24 protein-coding genes are annotated in these 21,743 nt (G+C 69.2%); 11 read left to right on the forward strand and 13 right to left on the reverse strand.

Translation table 11 applies throughout. The annotated features are described in order from the left end of the window. The first annotated feature begins 115 nt into the window (after positions 1-115). Positions 116-343, forward strand: coding sequence for an RAG2 PHD domain containing protein (locus tag OXS49_RS03270; protein WP_244005094.1), 228 nt, complete (start codon positions 116-118; stop codon positions 341-343). Between the two features lie 15 nt (positions 344-358). Here OXS49_RS03270 and OXS49_RS03275 read toward each other — a convergent pair whose 3' ends face one another. From OXS49_RS03275 to cysK, 5 genes are all read right to left on the reverse strand, one after another. After that, a complete protein-coding gene (locus OXS49_RS03275) occupies positions 359-517 on the reverse strand; it encodes a hypothetical protein (protein ID WP_244004934.1) in 159 nt (52 codons plus the stop codon). After that, positions 514-828: a hypothetical protein gene (locus OXS49_RS03280; protein ID WP_267421771.1), complete on the reverse strand. Its 315-nt coding sequence runs from the start codon at positions 826-828 to the stop codon at positions 514-516. The genes OXS49_RS03275 and OXS49_RS03280 overlap by 4 nt, the downstream gene beginning before the upstream one ends. Next, positions 828-1,169: a hypothetical protein gene (locus OXS49_RS03285; protein WP_244004938.1), complete on the reverse strand. Its 342-nt coding sequence runs from the start codon at positions 1,167-1,169 to the stop codon at positions 828-830. The genes OXS49_RS03280 and OXS49_RS03285 overlap by 1 nt, the downstream gene beginning before the upstream one ends. A 93-nt stretch (positions 1,170-1,262) precedes the next feature. Next, positions 1,263-1,715: a hypothetical protein gene (locus OXS49_RS03290; RefSeq protein WP_267421773.1), complete on the reverse strand. Its 453-nt coding sequence runs from the start codon at positions 1,713-1,715 to the stop codon at positions 1,263-1,265. A 394-nt stretch (positions 1,716-2,109) separates the two neighbouring features. Next, a complete protein-coding gene (gene cysK, locus OXS49_RS03295; protein ID WP_267421775.1) occupies positions 2,110-3,084 on the reverse strand; it encodes a cysteine synthase A in 975 nt (324 codons plus the stop codon). A gap of 313 nt (positions 3,085-3,397) precedes the next feature. On the opposite strand from cysK, the gene OXS49_RS03300 reads away from it, so the two are divergent. Beyond that, complete coding sequence (locus OXS49_RS03300; protein ID WP_267421777.1) at positions 3,398-4,312, forward strand: TAXI family TRAP transporter solute-binding subunit; 915 nt, start codon at positions 3,398-3,400, stop codon at positions 4,310-4,312. Between the two features lie 12 nt (positions 4,313-4,324). On the opposite strand, the gene OXS49_RS03305 is transcribed toward OXS49_RS03300, so the two are convergent. Continuing rightward, on the reverse strand, positions 4,325-4,855 hold the full coding sequence (locus OXS49_RS03305) for a GcrA family cell cycle regulator (RefSeq protein ID WP_267421780.1): 531 nt from the start codon (positions 4,853-4,855) through the stop codon (positions 4,325-4,327). 479 nt (positions 4,856-5,334) lie between these two features. Here OXS49_RS03305 and OXS49_RS03310 point away from each other — a divergent pair, with 479 nt between their 5' ends. After that, positions 5,335-6,522, forward strand: a complete 1,188-nt coding sequence (locus OXS49_RS03310; protein ID WP_267421783.1) for a patatin-like phospholipase family protein — start codon at positions 5,335-5,337, stop codon at positions 6,520-6,522. 44 nt (positions 6,523-6,566) lie between these two features. On the opposite strand, the gene OXS49_RS03315 is transcribed toward OXS49_RS03310, so the two are convergent. From OXS49_RS03315 to OXS49_RS03325, 3 genes are all read right to left on the reverse strand, one after another. Continuing rightward, entirely contained in the window at positions 6,567-6,695 is a 129-nt protein-coding gene (locus OXS49_RS03315; RefSeq protein WP_192706684.1) for a TFIIS helical bundle-like domain containing protein, read from the reverse strand. A 103-nt stretch (positions 6,696-6,798) separates the two neighbouring features. Continuing rightward, a complete protein-coding gene (gene pyk / locus OXS49_RS03320; RefSeq protein ID WP_267421785.1) occupies positions 6,799-8,211 on the reverse strand; it encodes a pyruvate kinase in 1,413 nt (470 codons plus the stop codon). 153 nt (positions 8,212-8,364) lie between these two features. After that, a complete protein-coding gene (locus OXS49_RS03325) occupies positions 8,365-8,859 on the reverse strand; it encodes an SRPBCC family protein (RefSeq protein ID WP_267421786.1) in 495 nt (164 codons plus the stop codon). 240 nt (positions 8,860-9,099) lie between these two features. Here OXS49_RS03325 and OXS49_RS03330 point away from each other — a divergent pair, with 240 nt between their 5' ends. Continuing rightward, positions 9,100-10,296, forward strand: coding sequence for a lytic murein transglycosylase (locus OXS49_RS03330; protein WP_346016925.1), 1,197 nt, complete (start codon positions 9,100-9,102; stop codon positions 10,294-10,296). A 162-nt stretch (positions 10,297-10,458) separates the two neighbouring features. Here OXS49_RS03330 and OXS49_RS03335 read toward each other — a convergent pair whose 3' ends face one another. From OXS49_RS03335 to OXS49_RS03350, 4 genes are all read right to left on the reverse strand, one after another. Continuing rightward, positions 10,459-11,247 carry an aldolase gene (locus OXS49_RS03335; protein WP_244004954.1) on the reverse strand — a complete coding sequence of 263 codons (789 nt, stop codon included), beginning with the start codon at positions 11,245-11,247 and terminating at the stop codon, positions 10,459-10,461. Between the two features lie 63 nt (positions 11,248-11,310). Further along, the gene (locus OXS49_RS03340) at positions 11,311-12,327 is read right to left on the reverse strand and encodes a biotin-dependent carboxyltransferase family protein (protein WP_267421790.1); all 1,017 of its coding nucleotides are present in this window, start codon (positions 12,325-12,327) and stop codon (positions 11,311-11,313) included. Continuing rightward, entirely contained in the window at positions 12,324-13,061 is a 738-nt protein-coding gene (locus tag OXS49_RS03345) for an allophanate hydrolase subunit 1 (protein WP_267421791.1), read from the reverse strand. Before OXS49_RS03345 ends, OXS49_RS03340 begins: the two co-directional genes overlap by 4 nt. Beyond that, positions 13,058-13,819, reverse strand: coding sequence for a 5-oxoprolinase subunit PxpA (locus OXS49_RS03350; RefSeq protein ID WP_267421793.1), 762 nt, complete (start codon positions 13,817-13,819; stop codon positions 13,058-13,060). The genes OXS49_RS03345 and OXS49_RS03350 overlap by 4 nt, the downstream gene beginning before the upstream one ends. A 324-nt stretch (positions 13,820-14,143) precedes the next feature. Between OXS49_RS03350 and OXS49_RS03355 the strand changes: the two genes are divergently transcribed. The 7 genes from OXS49_RS03355 (at position 14,144) to OXS49_RS03385 (ending at position 21,741) form a co-directional block, all read left to right on the forward strand. Next, a complete protein-coding gene (locus OXS49_RS03355) occupies positions 14,144-14,542 on the forward strand; it encodes an exopolysaccharide production protein YjbE (protein WP_244004961.1) in 399 nt (132 codons plus the stop codon). Between the two features lie 237 nt (positions 14,543-14,779). Then, positions 14,780-15,880 carry an efflux RND transporter periplasmic adaptor subunit gene (locus OXS49_RS03360; protein ID WP_267421897.1) on the forward strand — a complete coding sequence of 367 codons (1,101 nt, stop codon included), beginning with the start codon at positions 14,780-14,782 and terminating at the stop codon, positions 15,878-15,880. Next, complete coding sequence (locus OXS49_RS03365; protein WP_267421795.1) at positions 15,873-19,031, forward strand: efflux RND transporter permease subunit; 3,159 nt, start codon at positions 15,873-15,875, stop codon at positions 19,029-19,031. Before OXS49_RS03360 ends, OXS49_RS03365 begins: the two co-directional genes overlap by 8 nt. Before the next feature lie 631 nt (positions 19,032-19,662). Beyond that, positions 19,663-20,253: a cell division protein DivIVA gene (locus OXS49_RS03370; protein ID WP_267421796.1), complete on the forward strand. Its 591-nt coding sequence runs from the start codon at positions 19,663-19,665 to the stop codon at positions 20,251-20,253. 50 nt (positions 20,254-20,303) lie between these two features. Then, complete coding sequence (locus OXS49_RS03375; protein WP_267421797.1) at positions 20,304-20,756, forward strand: hypothetical protein; 453 nt, start codon at positions 20,304-20,306, stop codon at positions 20,754-20,756. Positions 20,757-20,885: 129 nt separating this feature from the next. Further along, a complete protein-coding gene (locus OXS49_RS03380) occupies positions 20,886-21,425 on the forward strand; it encodes a hypothetical protein (RefSeq protein ID WP_267421799.1) in 540 nt (179 codons plus the stop codon). A 25-nt stretch (positions 21,426-21,450) separates the two neighbouring features. Further along, positions 21,451-21,741: a hypothetical protein gene (locus OXS49_RS03385; protein ID WP_267421801.1), complete on the forward strand. Its 291-nt coding sequence runs from the start codon at positions 21,451-21,453 to the stop codon at positions 21,739-21,741. Positions 21,742-21,743 lie beyond the last annotated feature (2 nt).

The following is a 21,743-nucleotide window of genomic DNA, read 5'->3' on the forward strand; positions in this document are numbered from 1 at the left end:
GGTTGCTGATGCAGCCCTTATTCCGGATCGCTCTCGAGTCCATCGAACCCTTATGCCGGGCTTCATAGCTTGGCATAGCGGTACCCGAGAGGTCCGCGTAAACCCCCAGACGACCATGACCGTCGCACTGAATTCATCCCTGCCGGCCACCGCCGGCACGCCCCTGTCCTATCTCGTCGGCCAGGACGGCGCAGGCCATTGGGTGGCTGTCGAGACCGGCGGGCGTGCGGGGGGCATCTTCCGCAGCCGCCAGGATGCAATCCGCTACGCCTGTGTCGAAAGCGGCTGCCGGCCGGACGCCGTGAAGCTGGCCACAGATCCGATTCCGTTCCGGCTCGCCTGAGCCGTCCGGGCGGCGTCAGCTGCTCCCTGGGTCGGTCTCGTCGTTCTGACTCCCGCCGCTCGACGGCCCGGCTCCGGGATGACCCTCGGTTTTCTCGTTCGGATCCTTGACCGCGTCAGGTGCGACGTTCTTCGGCTTCTCGGGCTTCGCACCCGTGTCCTCGCGCTCGCTCATTCATGGTTCTCCCGTTCCGACCGGTAATGCCCGTCCGCGACCGTCTCGCCGGCGTCTGGACCGCGGGACGCTTTCTGATCTGAATGGCCACCGGACGAGCCCCCGATCGCCGGCGGCGACCGCCCAGGCTCGCCGGTGTCGCCCCAACCCTCGCGAGGTTCCGGCTGGGGCTTTTCGCCCCCGCCCATGTTGGTGATGGCCGCCTGTTCGGCCGTCTGGTGGCCGCCCCCGGCGGGCGGATCGCCGCGGGACCCGACCGCGTCGTCGGGCTTGCGGGTGACGGTTCCGGATTCGCTGGTCGGGCGGGCCATCAGCGCTTCCCGTCGTCTTGGCCGACGGCGGCCGTTGCGCGGTCGATCGCCTCGCTCAGATCCGAGCCGCTGCCGGATGCGTTTTCGCTGGACGTGCCCTTCAGCTTGTCGAGGTTCTCGCGCGGCGTCTCGGCCTCGGTCGCATCCGTGGCATCGGAGCCGGGGGTGCCGGAGGCGATCCGCGCGGCTTCGGCATCGCCCGCCGGGTTCCGTTTCAAGTCCGCCTGCGTGCGGGCAGCCGAGCCGATATCCAGCGGCGAATCCTGTCCGAGATCCTGGCCGTTTCGGTCCGCGTTCGCGTCGAAGTCCTTGAGGGACGGTCGTCCTGTCTGACCGGTCATGGCGCGCCTTTCCGTGTCTTCGCAGAACAACCGGGGCGGCGCGGGAGAGTTGCGCCCCTCGGGCGATGGGGCGCGGGCAACAGCGTTCTGGCGTTAGCGACCGATGATGCGGGGCAGGAGTTTCTGGGCCAGGCGCAGCACCGTATCCTCCGCCGCGCCGCGGTCGATCGACCGGGCATCGATCGTCAGTAGATCGCCGTCACGGAGGACGATGGCTGTCGCGCCGGCGCCCGTCTCGAAGACGTAAGACGTGATCCACGCGACCCCCGGGCCGGCCGGCAGAGTGGTGAGCCGGCAATCCGGGTTCTTCTTAACGCACATCGTTTCCAGCGCGCCCATCGTGGTCTTGCCAGTGCGGATCCGGCCCTCGGTGCCGTCCGTGAGGCGGCCCAACTGCAGCGCGACCGTCGGAGCGCCGTCGCAGCCAGGGCAGGTGAGCATGAGCTGGAACGGTTGCGCCTGCGCGGTGGCATCCTTGCCAAGGGCGGTGCGGGCGTCCTCAGCCAGCGGCGTGAGATCGTGGACCGCAAAACCCAGCGCCAGCACGGCTTGCGACCAGAGGCAGCACAAGATCACGACGAAACAACGCATGACAGAACCCCCGGCCGATCACGCTTTTCGCGGTACCGGAACGATCGAGGAAGATCCAGGCTGGAGATGCAACGTTGATCGATAAAAGTGATAGAAAAATCTGTATCTTGTTGGAAATAATCGCCGTCGATACCGAAATTGGTAGGCATTTTCAGCGGTAAATCTATGTGACGCCGCCAATTGTTCAGTAGAAATATATAACTCAAGCCACGCCATCCACGCGAAACGTAGCGGCGTACGGTTCGCCGCAGGGTCGCCCGCGATCGGATCCACCGGTGGTAGGGCTCCGCGCCGTTCGATCCGGAGCGGAGCCAGAGCCCGTTCCGTCGCGGAACGGGCTGCGTTCGGCTTAGCCGATCCCTTCAAAGAGCGCCGACGAGATGTAGCGCTCGGCGAAGCTGCAGGCGATCGTAACGATGCGCTTGCCCTTGAATTCCGGCTGCTTCGCCAGCTCGAGGGCGGCGGCGACGTTGCCGCCGGTCGAGATGCCGCCTGGGATGCCGTCGAGGCGGGCGAGCGCCCGGGCGGTCTCGAATGCGGTCTGGTTGGAGACCTTCAGCACCCCGTCGAGGATGTCGGTGTGGAGATTGTCGGGGATGAAGCCGGCGCCGATACCCTGAATCTTGTGCGGCCCCGGCTGGCCGCCCGAGATCACCGGAGAATCCTCCGGCTCGACGGCAAAGACCTTCAGGGTCGGCAGGCGAGGCTTCAGCACCTCGCCGACGCCCGTCACGGTACCACCGGTGCCGACGCCCGCCACGAACGCGTCAAGCTGGCCGCCGGTGTCGCTCCAGATCTCCTCGGCGGTGGTTTTCCGGTGGATCTCGGGGTTGGCGGGGTTCGAGAATTGCTGCGGCATCACCGAGCCGGGAATCTCTTTCAGGAGCTCCTCGGCCTTGGCGATCGCGCCCTTCATGCCCTGCGCGCCGGGTGTGAGCGCCAGTTCCGCGCCCAGGAACGCCAGCATCTTGCGCCGCTCCAGCGACATCGTCTCCGGCATGACCAGGATCAGGCGGTAGCCCCGTGCCGCTGCCGTGAAGGCGAGCGCGATGCCGGTGTTGCCCGAAGTCGGCTCCACCAGCGTGCCGCCCGGCTGAAGCTTACCGGACGCCTCCAGTGCGTCGATCATGTTGACGCCGATACGGTCCTTGACGCTCGCGATCGGGTTGAAAAACTCCAGCTTCAGCAGGATCTCGGCGTCGACCCCGTGCTCCTTCGGCAGGCGGTTCAGCCGGACCAGGGGGGTGTTGCCGATCGTCTCGGTGATCGAGCCGTAGACACGGCCATGGCCGACCTTCGCCGGCGCGTTGAGGGAATCGGCCATCGCGGAGCTCCTGCTCGTAGTGGGATCGGTGAGATGTGGGTCCGGTCGGTCGAGACCAGGCCCCCGGGCGGGAGGTTTTGGATCGGCCCGGACGGGAGGCTGCGATATCGCGTTGCCGCCACGGGGGCAATCAGGCTAAGTGCCCACATCAAAAGTTCTTTCCGCTTTCGCTGCGATCTCTGCCAAGCCGTGGAACAGCCTTGCTGGCTGTCGCGAAGCCAATAGAAAATTATTCTCCCGATCTGCGCTGGTCCGGCGCGCCGGCGCGACGAGAGTGTTGATGGCGATGCATGTGCCAGCTTCGGGAATTAAGATGGCAACCCGCCGGATGACGCTCCTCGGAGCGCTGAGTCTCCTCGCGCCCCGACGGGCCCGGTCCGAGGAGCCTGTTCGCGTAGTCTTGGCGACCGCGACGCCGGGCGGCGGGTTTCCGGCCTTCGGTGCGGCCTTCGCGGATACGATTCGGCAAGCGGACCCGGCCCTGATCATCGAGCCCCGCGCCAGCGGCGGCTCGGTCGCGAATCTCGGCCTCCTGCAGGCCGGCAGCGTCGATCTGGGTCTCGTGCAGGGGGAGTACGCCTATCCCGCGTTCACGGCGGCCGGCGGCATCTCCGTGCTGGCTCCGATGTACCCGACGCCCGGTCTGTTCGTCGTGCCGGCGGCGAGCCCGATCCGATCGGTGGCGGATCTGCGCGGGCGTACGGTCGTGCTGGGCACGCACCTGTCGGGGCTTACCGTGATGGCCCGCAGCGCGCTCGCCGCTTCGGGGCTCGACCCCGCGCGCGACATCCGCCCGGTCCTGCTCGACCGCGCCGGTGATGGCCCTACGCTGGTGCGCGATGGTCAGGCCGATGCGCTTTGGGGCGGCGGGCTCGACTGGCCGGGCTTCGCCACCATGGCCCGGGCTCCGGGCGGGGCGCGCTTCTTCGGCCCCTCGGAAGCTGGGATCGTGCGTCTGGCGCAGCCGGACGCCGCGCTGAAGCGTCTGACCGTTCCGGCCGGCAGCTTCCCCGGACAGGCAGAGTCGATCGAGACGGTGGGCTCGTGGAGCTTCATCCTGGCGCGCCGGGACTTCGAGGGCGACGCGGCCGACCGGATCGTCAGCGCGCTCGGCCGCGACAGGGGCGCCACGACGCACCCGAAAAACCTGATCGGCCTCGTGCCGGCGGATCGCATCAATCCGGCGACCGCGCGCTATCTCCGCGCAGCCGGGCTGGTCCAGCCCTAATGGAGCCGCCGATCAGCGGAACGAGGCGACGCGGCGATCCCGCTTCCGTTCGGCCGCCGGCTGATAGGCGATCTCGGCGTGATGGGTGCAGTAAGGCAGCCCGGTGATCGAGCGGCCGCCGCAGAACCGGAATTCCGGCGTGGTCGGATCGCCGAGCGGCCAGCGGCACATAGATTCCCGCAGGTCCATGATGGTGACGCGCTGGGAGACCGCAAGGGGCGTCGGCGAAGCGGCCGGCGCTGCCGCCGGGAAGGCCGGCGCCGGACGATGCGAGAGGATCGCCACCGGCTCGGGGGCCTGCGTCTCAACCACCGCGATGGCGGTCTCGATTTCGATGGCCTTCGCCGGCTGGACCGCGGCGACGGGGGCTTCTTCCCCACCCCGGGCGCGGCCCGCCAGACCCAGGCGGTGGACCTTGCCGATCACCGCGTTGCGCGTGACGCCGCCGAGCTGCGCCGCGATCTTGCTCGCGCTCTGCCCGTCCTCCCACAACCGACGCAGGAGCGCCACGCGATCATCCGTCCAGCCTACTGCTGCTTCCATCTACCCCTCCGCCCCCTGCAGCCCGCGCTGCGTCAAGGTCCGGCGCGCGCATCCCGGGTCCAACGACCCGTCCAACGGCGGATCACGCCAAGGCGCGGACCGCGCATCGGATCACGGCGGGCCGAGCGGCGGTGCGACACCCTGTCCCGCCAGGCCGCACGGAACCCTAGCGCGGCGCTGACGAACGTTGCAAGGGTGCTCGCCCGTTCCCCGCAATCCCTGTCCACCGGCAATGGCGCGATCGGGTTCGCGAATGCTGCCATCGTCACGTTGCCCGGGCATCGTCGCACACCGAACGGGCCCCGCTGCCATCCAAACCGCGTCCGGCCTCGCTTGCGCCGCGATCCCGTGGGATCGTGACCTGGGCGCAACAGCAGATCTTTATCCGGCCCACCGGGCGGCAAAGACGGAACGTACGTCACAGCCAAGCTCGTTTCATGTGGCAGGGTGGCCGGGCTTCACGGATCAGGGTGACGAGGATGGGTTTCCGTCGGACAGGCTTGCGGGCGCTGGCCGCGCTCGGGCTGGCGGGTCAGGTGGCGGCCTGCGGCAGCCTTCCGCGGACGCCTTACAGCGCTGAGCAGGCCGCATTTGCGAGCGTTCCGGGCATCCCCGGCGCGCGCGTCTACGCGGACGCCTCGGTGGAGACGATCGCGGAACTTGCCGCTAACCCGCAGCGGCGGAATAAGAGTTTCAACTACCTGGCGTTGTCCGGTGGCGGCGGCGACGGGGCTTACGGAGCCGGTGTCCTCAACGGCTGGACGGCTTCGGGCCAGCGGCCGGAATTCACCCTGGTGTCCGGCGTCTCGACCGGGGCGCTGATTGCGCCATTCGCGTTCCTGGGGTCCGGCTACGACGCTTATCTCACCGAATTCTACACCAGCGGCGTCGCCGGCGAGCTGGTCGCCTCGCCCAACATCGCCAACGTGCTGTTCGGCTCCGGGTTGTTCGGTGACGGGCGTCTGCGCAACCTTATCGACCGCTACGTCACGCCGGATCTGATCCGGGCGGTGGCCGAGGAGCACGCCAAGGGCCGGCGCCTGCTCGTGGTGACCACCAACCTCGATTCCCAGCGGGCCGTCATCTGGAACATGGGCGCCATCGCGGCGAGCGGCGTGCCGAATGCCCGTGAGCTGTTCCGCGACGTGCTGGCCGCCTCGGCCAGCATCCCGGCGGTGTTCCCGCCGCAATTCATCGATGTCTCGGCCGGCGACGCGCGCTTCCAGGAGATGCATGTCGACGGCTCGGTGGTGACGCCGGTCTTCACCCTGCCGCAGACCCTGCTGCTGCGCGACGGGCGAATCCGCACGGGCGGGAAGGCCGAGATCTACGTCGTGATCAACGGCCGCCTGGAGCCAGATTTCGAGGTGACGAAGGACAACACGCTCTCGATCGTAGAGCGCTCTTTCACGACGGCGAGCCGCGCCCGCTCGCGGGCCACGCTGACCGCGACCTACGCGCTGGCGCGGGGCAACGGCATCGGCTTCAACCTGACCTACATCGACGGGGGTGGTCCGAAGGTACCGGCCTCGAAGGGCTTCGACACCGCCTACATGCGCAGCCTCTACGACGAGGGCTTTGCCAAGGGCCGGACCGGGACGTTCTGGCAGCACACCGTGCCGGCGGCGCCGACCGTCAAGGAAGTCGCGGGTGCGGTCGCGAACTGATTGATCGCCGGGAGCCGCGCGCCCGGGGCGCGCGGCGTCGATGCTTACTTGCCCAGGATCTTCGTGACGAGGCGGCCGATCGGCGTCGCCGTGCTGGCGTTCCGGTCGTCGCGGTCGATGGGGCGGTTCTCGTTGCCGAGGAGCTTGGTGACGAGGCGTCCGATCAGGTTCATGGGATGGCCCTTCAGTTTCGCGCCAAAACGGCGCAGCTTCCAAGTCAACGATGGGAAGCGGGCCGCGTTCCACCCGCGGAGCCCGCCGTCAGCCTTGTAACACTCAGACCTGCATCAGCCGGATGTTGTTCGTGTTGCCCGCCGTGTGGAACGGGATGCCCGCGGCCACCACGATGATGTCGTTCGGCTTGGCGAAACCCTCTTCCTGCGCGTGCTGGCAGGCTTTTGCCGTCATCTCCTCGTAGGAATCGACATCGTCCGTGAGGACGCTGTGGGCGCCCCACAACAGGCTCAACCGGCGTGAGGTCGCAAGGTTCGGCGTCAGCGCCAGGATCGCGGCGGCGGGGCGCTTGCGCGCCACCCGGGCCGCCGTCGTTCCGCTCGACGTGTAGGCCACGATCGCGGCGGCATGGATCGCCTCGGCGAGGTCGGCTGTCGCGGTGGCGACCGCGTGGGGCGGCGTCTCCTCCTCGCCGGGCTCCGAGGCCGCCACGATGGAGTGGTACAGCTTATGGCCCTCCACGCTGCGGATGATCCGGTCCATCATCGCGACCGCCTCCACCGGATAGCGTCCGGTGGCCGATTCGGCCGAGAGCATGACGGCGTCGGCGCCGTCGTAGATCGCGGTCGCCACGTCCGAGGCCTCGGCCCGGGTCGGTGCGGGGGCGCTGACCATCGAGTCGAGCATCTGGGTCGCCACCACCACGGGCTTCACGGCGAGCCGGCAGGCGCGGATCAACTCCTTCTGACGGCCCGGAACGTCCTCGTGCGGGATCTCGACCCCCAGATCGCCGCGGGCCACCATCACGGCGTCGGAGAGCCGGATGATGTCGTCGATCCGCTCCAGCGCCTGCGGCTTCTCGATCTTCGACATGATCCCGGCCCTGTCGCCGATGATCCCCCGGGCCTCGATCACGTCGGACGGCTTCTGCACGAAGGACAGGGCCACCCAGTCGACGCCGAGATCGAGCCCGAAGGCGAGGTCGGCCCGGTCCTTCTCGGTGAGCGGCGACAGGTCGAGCAGCGTGCCCGGCAGGTTGACGCCCTTGCGGTTCGAGATCGCCCCACCGGTCACCACCTCGGCCATGATGGCAGTGCGCTCCGGTCCGATGACCCGCACCCGCACCCGCCCGTCGTCGATCAGCAATTCCTGACCGGGCACGACCGCATCGAAGATCTCCGGATGGTGCAGCGGGATCGTCTGCTTGTCGCCCTCGGTGCCTTCCAGGACGAAGCGCACCCGCTCGCCGGCCTCGAGATCCAGTCGGCCGCCTTGCAGCGTGCCGATTCGGATCTTGGGTCCTTGCAGATCCTGCAGGATGCCGATCGGCCGGCCGACCTCCTTTTCGAGGGCGCGGATCGCAGCGTGGACGCGGGCGTGGTCCTCCTGCGTGCCGTGGCTGAAATTCAGCCGGAAGGTATCGACCCCAGCGAGGAACAGGGCTTTCAGCTGGTCGGGCGCCGAACTAGCGGGGCCCACGGTGGCGACGATCTTGGCGTGGCGGTGGCGGCGCATGCGGGTCTCGGCCTCGTGAGGTTGCCTCTGGCAATCGAGCCGGGCGATCCTTTGCCCCGACGCCGTTCAGATCGGTGCCGGCTGGCGCCGGGACGAGGGGGATACGCCGCCGACCGGGAATCTGATCGCGCGGCCGCCCGATTCGGCCGGACGCTATCTGGACGCCTCGCGGGCGATCCCGGCAAGCCCCGCCTCGAACACACCGGCGATGTCGGCGACCGCTTCGGCATCACGCATCCCCTCGGCGTCGAACGTCGCGCTCCAGATCACCGTGGATCCGGTGCCGTTCGGCCGGACCGCCAGGGTCGCGTTGTAGGCGCGCACCGGCAGGGGGCCCTGGATCAAGCCGTAGCTGTAGCTCCGGCCCGTCTCGTCGCGGGCGGTCTCGACCTCCACGATCGTGCCGAGCCCACCCTTCACCACGAGACCCCGGATCTGCGCGCGGATGCCGTCATCGTCGTCGTCGGCCGACAGGATGCAGCGCTCGACCTGCGGGTGCCAGAACTGGATGGCGCAGAAATCGCCGACCAGCGCCCAGACCGCCTCCGCGGGTGTGGGGAGGTCGCGGCTGCGGATGACCTCCAGGGCATGCGCGGGACCGGCGGCGAGTGTAGCCACAGCGATCGTGGCGAAGGCTATCCGCTTCATCGGTCGATCTCCTTTGGACCCTCCTGAGGAAGGATGCCCGGGTCGTCTTCCATCCGGCAGGGCCGCGCAATCACGTTGGCGCGATTCCGACACTTCGAAGCGGGCCTGTTCGCCGCTGGAACCCGCCCCGATCGGCCGGGTATGCTGGGCACCCCTACAGAATGCGAGCCCAGAGCGCCGATGAGCAGCCCAACACGCCCCTGTCCGGGAACCCGCAGAGCCGTTTTATTCTGCGCCCTGATGCCGACCCTCGCGGTTGCGGCGCCCGACGCAATCCCGCCCGTGATGCCCTTCGAAAGCTGTCGCGCCGACCTCATCGCCTTCGCGACCACGCAGGCCGTGCCGCAGACCCTCGCCGACGCCCAACTCGCCAACCTGACGCCCGATCCCGACGTTCTGGCCGCCACCGCGAGCCAGGGCGAATTCGTAAGACCGCTCTGGGACTACATCGAGGCCAGCGTCACTCCGGCCCGCATCGAGGCGGGCCGGGCCAAGCTCGCCGAGCAGGCCGAGACCTTCGCGACGATCGAGGCCCGCTACGGGGTCGACCGCTACATCCTGGCGGCGTTCTGGGGCGTGGAATCGAGCTTCGGCGCAGTGCTCGACAACCTCGCTGTGGTGAAGCCGGTGGTGCGATCCCTGGCGACGCTGGCCTGCGGCGATCCCGCTCGCGCACCCTACTGGCGCAACGAGCTCTCGGCCGCGCTCCAGATCCTGGCCTGGAACCAAGCGCCCCTCGACCGGATGCCCGCTGGCCTCACCGGCTCGTGGGCGGGGGCGATGGGCCATACCCAGTTCATGCCGAGCGTCTACCTCCGCGATGCGGTTGATTTCGACGGAGACGGCAAGCGTGACATCTGGACCTCGGTGCCGGATGCGCTGGCCTCGACGGCGCATTACCTGCGCGCCCACGGCTGGAAGCCCGAAGAAGGCTGGGGCGCCGAGGCGCTGCTGCCCGAGGGCTTCGACGCCGCCCTGGCTGACGAGACCACGCCGCGCAGCCTCGCCGCGTGGCAGGCGCTCGGTGTACGGCCCGCTCGTCCGGGCGCGATCCCAGACGAGACCGCGGAGGCGACCCTGATCCTGCCCGCCGGGATCCGCGGCCCGGCCTTCCTGCTGCGACCGAACTTCGCGGTGATCCTGCGCTACAACACGGCGCTCGCCTACGCACTGACCGTCGCGCTGCTGTCGGACCGCCTGCGCGGCGATCCCGGCCTCGTCCGTGACTGGCCCCGGGGGGACCGGGCGCTCACTGGGGACGAGCGGCGCGACCTGCAGACCCGCCTCACCGAGCGCGGCTTCGCCACCGGCGGCATCGATGGGAAGATCGGCCCGAAGACCCGGACGGCACTGCGCGCGTTCCAGGGTTCGATTGGCCTGCCGGCCGATGGCTACGCTGACGCCGCGCTGCTGGAGCGGATCCGGGGGGCGCCCTGAAGAAGCTCGCCCGGTTCGGAATGGGCGGGTCCTGGGTTTCCAAAGGGCTGTGCCCACTGGTGGGCCGTCAGGGCAATGCCCTGACACGATCGCAGGGCTCTGCTTTGCACCCGCAACGGGTCTCGACCTTTTGAAATCAAGACCTTCCGGCGCTCGAACGGCTCAAGCCAGGAAGGCCGGCTCGTCCCGGGCGAGGACTCGCTTGACGCTCTCCAGATGCAGCCGCGCGCTCTCGGCGCGGCCGGCCGCCTCCTGGGCGGCGACGTGCTTCACGATACCTTCGGGCACGATCTTCAGCGACCGCCCCGTGCTGAGGGCGAGAACCTGCGCCTGTGCGGCACGCTCCAGATAGTAGAGGTCGTCCCAGGCCTCCGCGACGGTCTCGCCGAGCACCATCACGCCGTGGTTCTTCAGGAAGACCACATCGGCCTCCCCGGCGCTGGCGGCGATCCGTTGGCCTTCCTGGGAATCCAGCGCCAACCCGTTGTAATCCTCGTCCACCGCGATGCGGCCGTAGAAGCGCAGGGCTGTCTGGCCGGCCCAGACCAGGGGCTGCCCCTCCAGCATGGCGAGCGCGGTGGCGTAGGGCATGTGGGTGTGGAAGGCGGCGCGGGCGCGGGGCTTGAGCCGGTGCAACTCGGCATGGATGTGGAAGGCCGTCGCCTCCGGCTGACCGTCACCCTCCACGACGTTGCCGTGGAAGTCGCAGAGCAGCAGGCTCGAGGCGGTCACCTCGGCGAAGGCGAGGCCGTAGGGATTGACCAGGAACAGGTCGGGCCGCTCCGGCAGGACGGCCGAGAAATGATTGCAGATGCCTTCCTCAAGCCCGTTGCGCGCGGCCCAGCGCAAACAGGCGGCGAGGTCGATCCGGGCCTTCCGGACGCTGTCCGCGTTGAGCGGTTCGTTGCTGCGCGTGGGCGGTGTGCCCGAGGCGGTGACCGCGTGAGCCATACGTGGGAGCCTTTCTCGTTGTCGTCCCGGCCGGGGCCGCTCCGCCCATAGCGCGTCGCATCGTCAGGCGCGACCATCGGCGACGCCGCCGACGAGGTTGAGGCCGAGCAGGAAATCCGAGGCGAAATCCGTCCGCACCACCGGCTCCCGCGCCACCGGTTCGTGCAAGACATCGCGCTCGGCACGGCGCGCCGCCACCGCTTCGGCCACCGTGACCTGCCGGAAGGCGATCCGCGCCCCGCCGCGCACTTGGGCGAGGCGGCCGAGATCGGGGCCGATGACCGTCGCGATCTTCGGATAGCCACCGGTGGATTGCCGGTCGGCCATCAGCACGATCGGCAACCCGTTGCCGGGCACCTGGATCGCCCCCATGGCGACCCCGTCGGAGACGATGTCGTGGCCCTTGGCGTGCGTCAGGGGCGTCCCGTCGAGGAAGCAGGCCATGCGGTCGCCCCGGGGCGAGATCGTCCAGGGCCCGGCCAGGAACGCGTCGATCTGATCTGCGGCGAAGTAATCGTCCTGCGGCCCGAGCACCACCCGGATCACCCGCGGGTCCCGGTCCAGCCAGGGCATGACGAGGCGTTGCGAGGCAACATCGCCGGATCGGGTCTCGTCCACGGGCAGGCGGTCGCCGGCCGAGAGTCCGCGCCCGTCGAGGCCGCCGAGGCCCGAGCGGGTGTGGGTCGCGGTGGAGCCGAGCACCGGCGCCACCGCGATGCGGCCGCTCACCGCACAATAGCCCCAGGACCCCGCATCGCCGGCCCGCACGACGAGCGTCCGTCCGGCCTCCAGGGTCACGGCCGTGCGATCGGGCAGCGCCGCGCCGTCCAGAGCGACCCGGAAGCCCGGCGCGATGAGCGCGAGCCCGATCGCACCGCCCTCTGCGGAGAGCGTGACGCCGCCCGTGGAGATCTCGATGGCTGTGGCGTCCAGGGCATTGCCGGCCGCCCGGTTGGCGGTGGCGTGCATCAGCGGGTCCATCGGCCCCGCAGCCGTGATGCCGTAGCGCAGGTAGCCGTTCCGGCCGCTATCCTGCAGCGTGATCCCGGGGCCCGCGGCCGCGATGACGAGCGCCGTCATGTCCGCGACTCCCAGCGACGGGCCACCGGCTCGCCGGCAGCTTCCCGCGCCGACAGCGCGTCGAAGGTCGCGGCATCCACGGGCTCGAAGCGGATCAGATCGCCCGCGCCGACGAAGAAGCTCCGATCGCGCTCCGGCGCGTAGAGCCGGGCCGGGGTGGCTCCGATCACGTACCAGCCGGTCGGCATCGGGACGGTGGCGACCGCCGCGAGACCGCCGCCGATCACCACGGCGTTGGCCGGGTGAGGCGGGCGCGGGCTCGCCCGGCGGGGCACGGCGAGAACCTCCGGCAAACCGCCGAGATACGCGAAGCCCGGGGCGAAGCCGTACATGTAGACCCGGTAGGTCGCCCCCGCATGGGTCGCCACCACCGCGTCGGGCGAGAGGCCGGTGCGTTCGGCGACCTGGCTGATGTCCTCGCCGTGCGGGGCCGCGTAGCAGCAGGGCAGCGTCCACAGGGTGGTGTTGGCCGTGCGTTCGGTCGTCCCGGCCGCGAGGGCCCGGACCCGTTCGACGAGCGCCGCGCGATCGAGCACCAGCGGATCGTAGTGCAGCATCAGGGAGCGGTAGGTCGGGACGCGTTCGCGCAGGCCCTCGGGCGGATCGGCGCCGAGGGCATCGTCCAACGCCAGAACGCGGTTGCTGATCGCGGGATCGACCGTGCTGCCGAACTCGACCACCAGTGCGGCCTCGCCCGCATCGAGGAGCCGGGGCTCGTAAGAAGCCGCACTCACGGCCGGAACGATGCCAGCGTCACCCCGGCGGCCTCCAGCCGATCCCGGACCGCCCGGGCGGTGGCGACCGCGTGGGCCGTGTCGCCATGCACGCAGATCGAGCGGATCGGGGTCGGTAGTTCGCGGCCCGATGCGGTCAGGATGAACGCGCCCTGGACCATGCGCAGGATCCTGTCCGCCGCCTCGGCCGGATCGGTGATGAAGGCGCCCGGTTCGCTGCGGGGGATCAGCAGCCCCGCCTCGGTGTAACCACGGTCGGCGAAGATTTCCTGATGGACCTCGAGGCCCGCCGCCTCCCCGGCGCGCACCTGGGCGCTCAGCGCGATGGCCAGCAGCGCCAGCCCGGGATCGACCGCCTTGACGGCCCGCGCCACGGCATCGGCGACGGACTGGTCCTCGGCGGCGATGTTGCCCAGCGCCCCATGGGTCTTCACGTAGGTGAGGCGGTGGCCCGCATAGGTGGCGAGCGCCTGCGCGGCGCCGACCTGATAGGCCACCAGCCGCTCGATCTCACCCGGGCTGAACGGGATCCGCCGGCGCCCGAAGCCCCACAGGTCCGGAAAACCCGGATGGGCCCCCACCGCGACGCCGCGCGCCTTCGCCAGGGCGAAGGTCGTCGCCATGATCTCGGGATCCCCCGCGTGCAGGCCGCAAGCGACGTTGGCGGAGGTCACGATGTCGAGGATCGCCGCGTCGTCGCCGCAGGTATAGGCGCCGTAGCCCTCGCCGAGATCGGAATTCAGGTCCACGCGCGTCAACGGATCGACTCCTTCGCGACGCCATCGCGCCGCCGGAGATGATCCGACTCGCGCCTCCGGCGGAGTGCCCGGTGGGACTTTTGAGCAGGCCGGCGGCGTGTGCAAGGGTGATCCCGCACCGCATCCGCGCAGGGCGCGGAATCGTCGCCGGATGCGGCTCGCGGAAAGCCTGACGACGAAGCGCGGCTGTAGAGACATTCAGCCTGCCAAAGCGCACGAATTCTCAGCTCGCGCTGCAACAAGGCAAAGTTCCGGGCATTCGTACCGGAACTTCAAGGTGGATTTGGCAATTAGCCCCGAGTAAAAATATTTGGAGGAACGTTTATGAAGGTCACACGCCTGGTCAGCGCCGTCGCGCTCTTGGCCCTCGCGGCCAGCCCCGCCCTCGCTGCTCCGTGCGCGACCGGGACGACGATGCCCAAGACGCCCGATCAGCACGCCGCAAACCCCAAGAGTTCGGACGTCGACAAGTCGAGCAAGAACTTGGCCGGCGGCAATCAGCCCGCTTCGCCCGGCACGGTCGGCGCCATGAACAACGCAGGCGCCACGCAGACGGCGGACCGCGAAGCGAAGACCACGCCGGGCGCGAAGTCGAATTCGACCGATCCGGGTGCGGCGAACCTCGCGGGTGGCCAGCAGCCGGCGTCCCCCGGCACCGTGGGTGCCATGAACAAGGCGGTGGCCGATCGGGATACCGCCCCGGTGAAGGATGACGGCTGCTAAGCTACCGCAGCGCGAACCCGTTCCACGAGAGCCCGCCTCGCATCGCCGAGGCGGGCTTTCGTATGTGAGCGGTGATTGCCTCCGGCTGGTATGAGGCGCCGCATCGAGATGCGTGTCCCCGCGTTGCCCCCATCCCCCACCTTTGGCTGCAACCGAGTTTGAGCCGAGCCCATCCGGGTGTATTCGGCATCGGAGCCGGGACATTTCGGCAATGGCGCGGAGGGGCATGGCGTGCGTATGCGAGGGCGCCTGATCGTCGGCGGCGTGCTGATCGTGGCGACCGGCGCCGCCATTGCTGCGCCGGACGCGATCCTCCCGGCTGGGGCTGCCACCTTTCTGCACGGATTGCGCGCGCAGCTTGAGACGCTCCTACCTGACCTGCACCGATCGCCCACGGCCGACATGCGCTTGGCGGCCCCGCGTACCGCCGTCGAGGATGGGCGCACCTTCATCCGGTTGACCGGGCCGGAGCGCGAGCGGATCGGCTTGGTCGCCGAGACCCGTCCGGCCGTACCCCACCGGCAGGAACTGACCGCCTACGGCACCGTCCTCGACATCGCCCGTATCACCGAACTCACCAACAGCTACGCCGGAGCCGTCGCGGCGCTGCAGATGGCGCAGGCCCGTGTCGAGGTCTCGGCCAGCGCCGCCCGCCGCGCCCGCAATCTCGGCGCGGGCGTGGTCGCGGTCGCCCAGATCGAGACCGTCGAGGGCACCCTGCTCACCGACCGCGCCGCCCAGACGGCGGCCGAATCGCAGGTGCGCACGCTCAGCGCGACCGCGCGACAGGAATGGGGCTCGGTGCTCGGCAAGGCGATCATCGATCGCACGGCCCTCGTCACCCGCCTGATCGAGCGCGCCGATTTCCTGGTCCAGGTGACGCTGCCGCCCGGCGAGAACCTCGCGACCCCGCCCGAGGCCGCCTTCGCCGAGGTCCCGCCGCAGAGCGTGCGGGTCGCGATGCGGCTGGTCTCGGCCGCGACCCGGACCGATCCCCGCATCCAGGGGCAGAGCTTCTTCTATCTCGTCTCCGGCGACAGCGGCCTCCTGCCCGGAACCAGCACGATGGCCTTCCTGCCGGCCGAGCGGTCGGTCCGCGGCGTACTCGTGCCCGAGGACGCGGTGGTCCACGGGGAGGGGGGGGCCTGGGTGTATCGCGGCACCGGCGACGGCGCGTTCGTGCGGCACGCGATCCGTCCGGACGCGCCCATGTCGGCGGATTCGTTCGTGGTCGAGGATCTGCCGGACGGCGCCGAGATTGTGCTGCGGGGCGGGCAGGCGCTCCTCTCCGAGGAGATGAAGAGCCGCATCCGCGTCGTGGGCGACGACGATGACTGAGCCGCCGGAGGAGGCGGCTCGCGGGCCGCAGGTTGCTCTCTTGGGCTTCGCCGTCCGGCATCCGCGGGTGGTGCTGGCCCTGGCCTGCGCGCTCCTGGTGTTCGGCCTCTACGCCCTGGCGGGCGCGCGCTACGACGTCTTTCCCGAATTCGCGCCCCCGACCGTGACGATCCAGGCCGAGGCGCCCGGCCTCGACTCGGAGCAGGTGGAAATGCTGGTTACCCAGCCGGTCGAGGTCGCGGTCGGCGGCCTGCCCGGGTTGGAGACGCTGCGCTCGACCTCGATCCAGGGACTGTCGGTGATCACCGCGGTGTTCAAGGCCGGCAGCGACGTCGACCGGGTCCGCCAGCGGGTCAACGAGCGGCTGGCGGCGCTGGCCGGGCGCCTGCCGGACGGAGTCGCGGCGCCCGCCATGACGCCGCTCACGTCATCGACGCTCACCGTGCTCCTCGTCGGCCTGACCTCGGCCTCGCGCGACGCCATGGACCTGCGCCACCTCGCCGAATGGACCGTGCGCCGCCGCCTCCACGCGGTGCCGGGCATCGCCCAGGTGTCGCTCTACGGCGGGGCGGTGCGCTCGCTGCAGGTCCAGATCCGCCCGGACGACCTGATCCGCTACCAGATCGGCCTCAACGACGTACTGGCGGCGGCCCGGAAGGCGACCGGCGTTCGGGGGGCGGGCTTCGTCGACACGCCGAACCAACGCGTCCTGCTGCGGACCGAGGGGCAGTCGCTCACCCCGGAGGCTCTGGGGCAGACGGTGCTGCACAACGATGGCGGCCCGAGCGTGCTGCTCTCCGACGTCGCCACGGTGACGGCGGCCCCGGAACCCGCGATCAGCGCCGCCCTCGTGGACGGCGCGCCGGGCGTGCTTCTGATGGTCGGCGCCCAGGTCGACGTCGATACCAGGGCGGTCACGGCCCGCCTGGAGGCGGCCCTCGATGAACTGCGCCCGGTCCTGCAGCGGGAGGGCGTGACCCTGCGCGCCGACCTGTTCCGGCCGGCGAACTTCGTGGATGTCGCCACCGGCAACGTCATCCAGGCGCTCGCCCTCGGCGGCGTCTTGGTGGTGATCGTGCTGCTGGTCTTCCTGGCCGATTGGCGGGCCGCCCTGATCAGCGCGACGGCCATCCCCCTGTCGCTGATCGCGGCCGCGCTCGCGCTTCAGGCCTGGGGCGAGAGTCTCAACACCCTGACGCTCGGGGGACTGGCGCTGGCCATCGGCGAGGTGGTCGACGACGCGGTGATCGGCGTCGAGAACGCATCCCGCCGACTGCGGACGGCGCGGGCCGAGGGGCGCGGCGGTGCCCGCGTCGTGTTGAGCGCCATGCTGGAGGTGCGTAGTTCCGTCGCCTACGCGACACTCGCCGTGCTCCTGATGTTCCTGCCGGTCCTGGCGCTCACCGGGGTGGCCGGGCGCCTGTTCGGACCGCTCGCGCTCGCCTACGTCGCGGCGGTCGTCGCCTCGCTCCTCGTGGCCCTGACGGTGACACCGGCCCTCGTGCTGCTCCTGCTCGGCGGCCGGTCGACCCGCGACGGAGCCCGGCGTGAGCCCCCGGTCGTACGCTGGAGCCGCGCGGGTTATCTCCGACTGCTGGCGCGGATCGGCCGGGTGCCGCGGATCGCGATCCTGACGAGCGTGCTGGTGACGCTTGGCGGTGCCGCTATCCTACCGACCCTCGGAGCGGTGTTCCTCCCCGACCCCCGGGAGGGCCACATGATCCTCCACATGGTGGCGATACCCGGCACCGCCTTGCAGGAATCGCAGCGGTTGAGCGGCCTCGTCACCGCCGATCTGAAAGCGATACCGGGGGTGCGGGCGGTCGCCGCCCAGATCGGACGCGCGGAGGCCGGCGAGGACACGGCGGGGCCGCATTACAGCGAGATCCACATCGATCTGGAGCCCGGCCTCGACGGAGCCGCCCAGCGCAAGGTCGAGACGGAGATCCGGACTTTGATCGCGGGCTTTCCCGGCGCCGCCTTCTCGCTCAAGTCCTTCCTGACCGAACGCATCGAGGAGACGGTCTCGGGATTCACCGCTTCGGTGGTGATCAACGTCATCGGCAGCGACCTCGACCGGATCGAAGCCGCCGCCCGCTCGGTCGCCCGGGAACTCGCCGAGGTGAAGGGTGCCCGCGATGTTCAGCAGGCCGCGCCGGCCGGCTTGCCGCAGGTGACCGTAGCCTTGCGTCCGGTGGATCTGCGCCACTGGGGGCTCGACCCGGTGGAGGTGCTGGAGGCGGTGCGTACCGCCTATCAGGGCGATGTCGTCGGCCAGAGCTATCGGGGCAACGCGGTAGTCAACGTGCTGGTGATCCTCGACGCGCAGGTGCGGGGCCGCCTCAGCGCCGTCGGCGACCTTCCCCTGCGGGCGCCTGGCGGGCGCTATGTGCGCCTGTCGCAAGTCGCCGATGTCTACGAGAGCGCCGGCCGCTATCAGGTTCAGCACCTCGGCGCGCAGCGGATGCAGGCGGTCACCGCCAACGTCGCGGGCCGCGACGTGGCGACCTTCGTGGCGGCGGCCAAGCGCAAGATCGCCCGGGAGGTCCGTTTGCCGGAAGGCGTGTACGTGACCTTTTCGGGCGCGGCCGAGGCGCAGGAAGCCGCGCGGCGCGATCTCCTATTCCATGCGGGTCTCGCGGGCTTCGGCATCGTGGTCCTGCTCGCGATCGTCACGGGATCCGCGGCGAACCTGATCCTCGTCCTCGTCAACCTGCCCTTCGCCTTCGTGGGCGGCGTCGCGGCGGCCGCGCTGACCGGTGGCGTACTATCGCTCGGTTCGATCGTGGGCTTCGTCACCCTGGCGGGTATTTCACTGCGCAACAGCGTGATGATGATCGCCCATTACGAGCAGATGGTGAACCGGGACGGCCGTTCCTGGAATGCCGCCACCGCCGCTGAAGGCGCCGCCGACCGGATGGTACCGATCCTGATGACGTCGCTGGTCACCGGCCTCGGCCTGCTACCGCTCGCCCTCGGCGCGGGGGAGCCCGGCCGGGAGATCGAGGGGCCGATGGCGCTCGTGATCCTTGGCGGCCTCGTCAGCTCTACGGTTCTGAACCTTCTGGTGCTCCCGATCCTGGCCGAGCGCTTCGCCCGCTTCCGTCCGGCGCGGATCGCTGACCCTGCGTCGATGCCCGCTCACCCGTGAGAATCGCGTCCGCGGCATCCCACCGGATCGATGCCGGATTGGGTCGCTTCGGAACACGGTTCGCGCCATTAAGTGCAGAATATTGGAAGTCCATCCCAATATTCGATGCGAAAGTTTTTTGACTTTCGGACAAATACCTAAAATAATGTATAGTGTCTCAAAACGTTAGAACGATTATACCATATTGTGTGGCAATTGATGCACAAAATAATGAAATTGACTGTAATTCGTCTTATTATAAGCCAATGATCATCGATTGGCGTCACAAATATCTGCCGATCGACTGATTGAAAAGGTCGTTAACGACCAGGAAATCCAGACGAATCGCCAACCTACAGCTGCCGAATCCACCCAAGAATCTCTGGTGCCGCCGAAGGCGACGAAGATTAATTATGGTTAGGAGGAGCTTATGAAAAGCTAGCGGGCGAATACACAATTAACGGCTCATTAACCACGTCTGTGGCTTTATCATCCCATGTTCGCCCCGGGAAAGGCAGCAATGAGCATGATCGCGGCGCCCACAGCCTCTTGGTCCCACATTCTGACGCAGGTCGCGGAAAGTCTGGACCGTATTTCCGAGAAGCCCTCGGCTGAGATCTTAAGGCTCAAACCCAGTTCCGGTCACGGCGAGATGCCGGCGCTGCGCCTGAGCCTAGACACCGACGAAGGCCCCGCCGCGATGATGCCGGAGCCGGCCGTCAACGATGCGGAGCCGGTCGCTGCGCCCACGATGGCTCTGAGCGAAGCGTCGATGCCGTCGTCCTCCGAAGCCCAGACCGATGCGGTCGCGGACTGGATGACGACCCTCGACATCATCAACGGCATGGTCGGCCTCGCCGACGAGCAGAAGAAGCGCCTTCGGGAGCAGAGCGCCTCCCACGAGGTGCTGATCGAGACCCTGCAGCGCGAGTTGAAGGAGACCCAGCAGCGGCTCCAGCTGTCCGAGATGCGGTCACACGAGATCCAGACGCGGGCCGATATCCGACTCCAGCGCGTTCAGGCGGATGCCGACTCGCAGGTGGAGGAGATTCGCGCCGAGGCGGAAGCGCGGGTGCGCACCCTGCAGGCCGAGGCCGAGGCTTGGGTTCGTGCGGCCGAGGAGCAGGTGCGGGTCGCCGACCTGCGGGCCTACACTGCCGAGAAGTGGCTCTCGCGGATTGATGCGGCGGCCAAGACACTTCTGCTCGGCGGCCATATGGGTCAGGTCCAGTTCGAAGGCTGAGGGACGAGCGTCCCGATGTCTTCGTTCCCGCCCCGGCTTCAGGATCGACCATGGACCAGTCAAGACGGATCGAGTCCGACCCGGTGAACGCTTTGGCATCGGGCGAGCATGGCGCCGGATCCGAGTCCAAGGTCGTCGTCCTGGGATCGGTGCCGACGGCCACGAAATGGTCGAGCTTGCTCGATCGGGTGCGTGGCGCAGCGCATTACATCCGCGCAGTCGAGGATCGCGCGCAGGATTACGAAGTGCGGGTTCAGGAGCTGGTCGAGCAGGTCCAGGCCGATCTCCGGGACGCCGACGCGAAGGTCCGCGCCGCCGATCAACGCACCGAAGAGGCCCACGCGCAGGCCGCGATGCTGATCCAGGCCGCCGATGAGCGGGCCCGTCTCGCGGAAGAGCGTGCGGCGTCGGCCGAGGAGTGGCTGCGCCGGATTTCTGAGACGATCGAGTCCGAATTCGTCGTTGAGCCTGCCGCGCGCAGGACCGGCACATCGGGCACCTGAGATTGAGTTGCTTGGCTCCCGATCCGCGGGAGCTGCCGCAGGTCGGATAAGCCGTAACGGATGCTCCGCGCGAACATCCGACGCGGTGTCGCCGGGCCGCCGTCTTGAGACACCTACGGGCAGAAGGGAATGGCGATGCCAGCGATGGACGAGGCGTTCTGGGCCACTCTCGACGCGCATATCGTGGCGCATCGACCGGACGGCCAGGACAAGCCGCCGGTGGCTCCGTCCCCGCCCGCGCCGGCGCTCGCCGTGGTGAGCGATGCACCGCCCGTGCCCCGTCGCGTGGCCTCGGACTGGACCGGTGTTCTCGATACCCTGACGGCGGCCAAGAGCGCCGCCCAGCAGCAGGAGGCGCGCCTGCGCGAACAGGCCGCCGAGCAGGACGCCCTTCTGCAGGAATTGAAGCGGTCGCAGCAGGAGGCCCGCGCCTTCGAGCAGCTGGTGCGCGAGGTTCAGGTTCAGGCGGATGCGAAGGCCGCTGAACTCCGCGCGCGTGTCGAGGCGCAAATCGGAAAGATCCAGGCGGAGGCTGCCGCGAAGCTGCAGGCCATGGAGGCGCGGGTCCAGGCCGCCGAGCGCCGCGCCGAGGCGGCCGAGGGCTGGCTGGTGCGGATCGAGCAGGCCAGCCGGGACTTGGTTCCGGGCGAGCGGCGGGCTGCGGCCTGAGGGATTTCGTCGGAGGTTCAGACCCGTGCGCGCCCTCGGTCCCAATGCGGTTCAGCTGACCGGCCCGCGGTACAGTGCCGGGTGGCTCTTCGACCCGATGTCGCCGCGATCGCGCTCCGGGGGCGTTTGGCTCCGCCGGGCACTACTGGCGTTGCCGCTCGCGCTGGCGCTCGGCGGCTGCACGATGGTGCAGGCGGATCCGGTCGATCGGGCCACGCTCGGGCCGCTCTCACTGCTTCAGACGTCCGCCCCACATGCGGCCGCAACCGACGGCGCCGATGATGGGTCTTGGCGCCTGCGCCTGTCGCGGCTGTAGAC

The sequence above is a fragment of the Methylobacterium sp. GC_Met_2 genome, from assembly GCF_026540795.1.
Classification (GTDB): domain Bacteria; phylum Pseudomonadota; class Alphaproteobacteria; order Rhizobiales; family Beijerinckiaceae; genus Methylobacterium.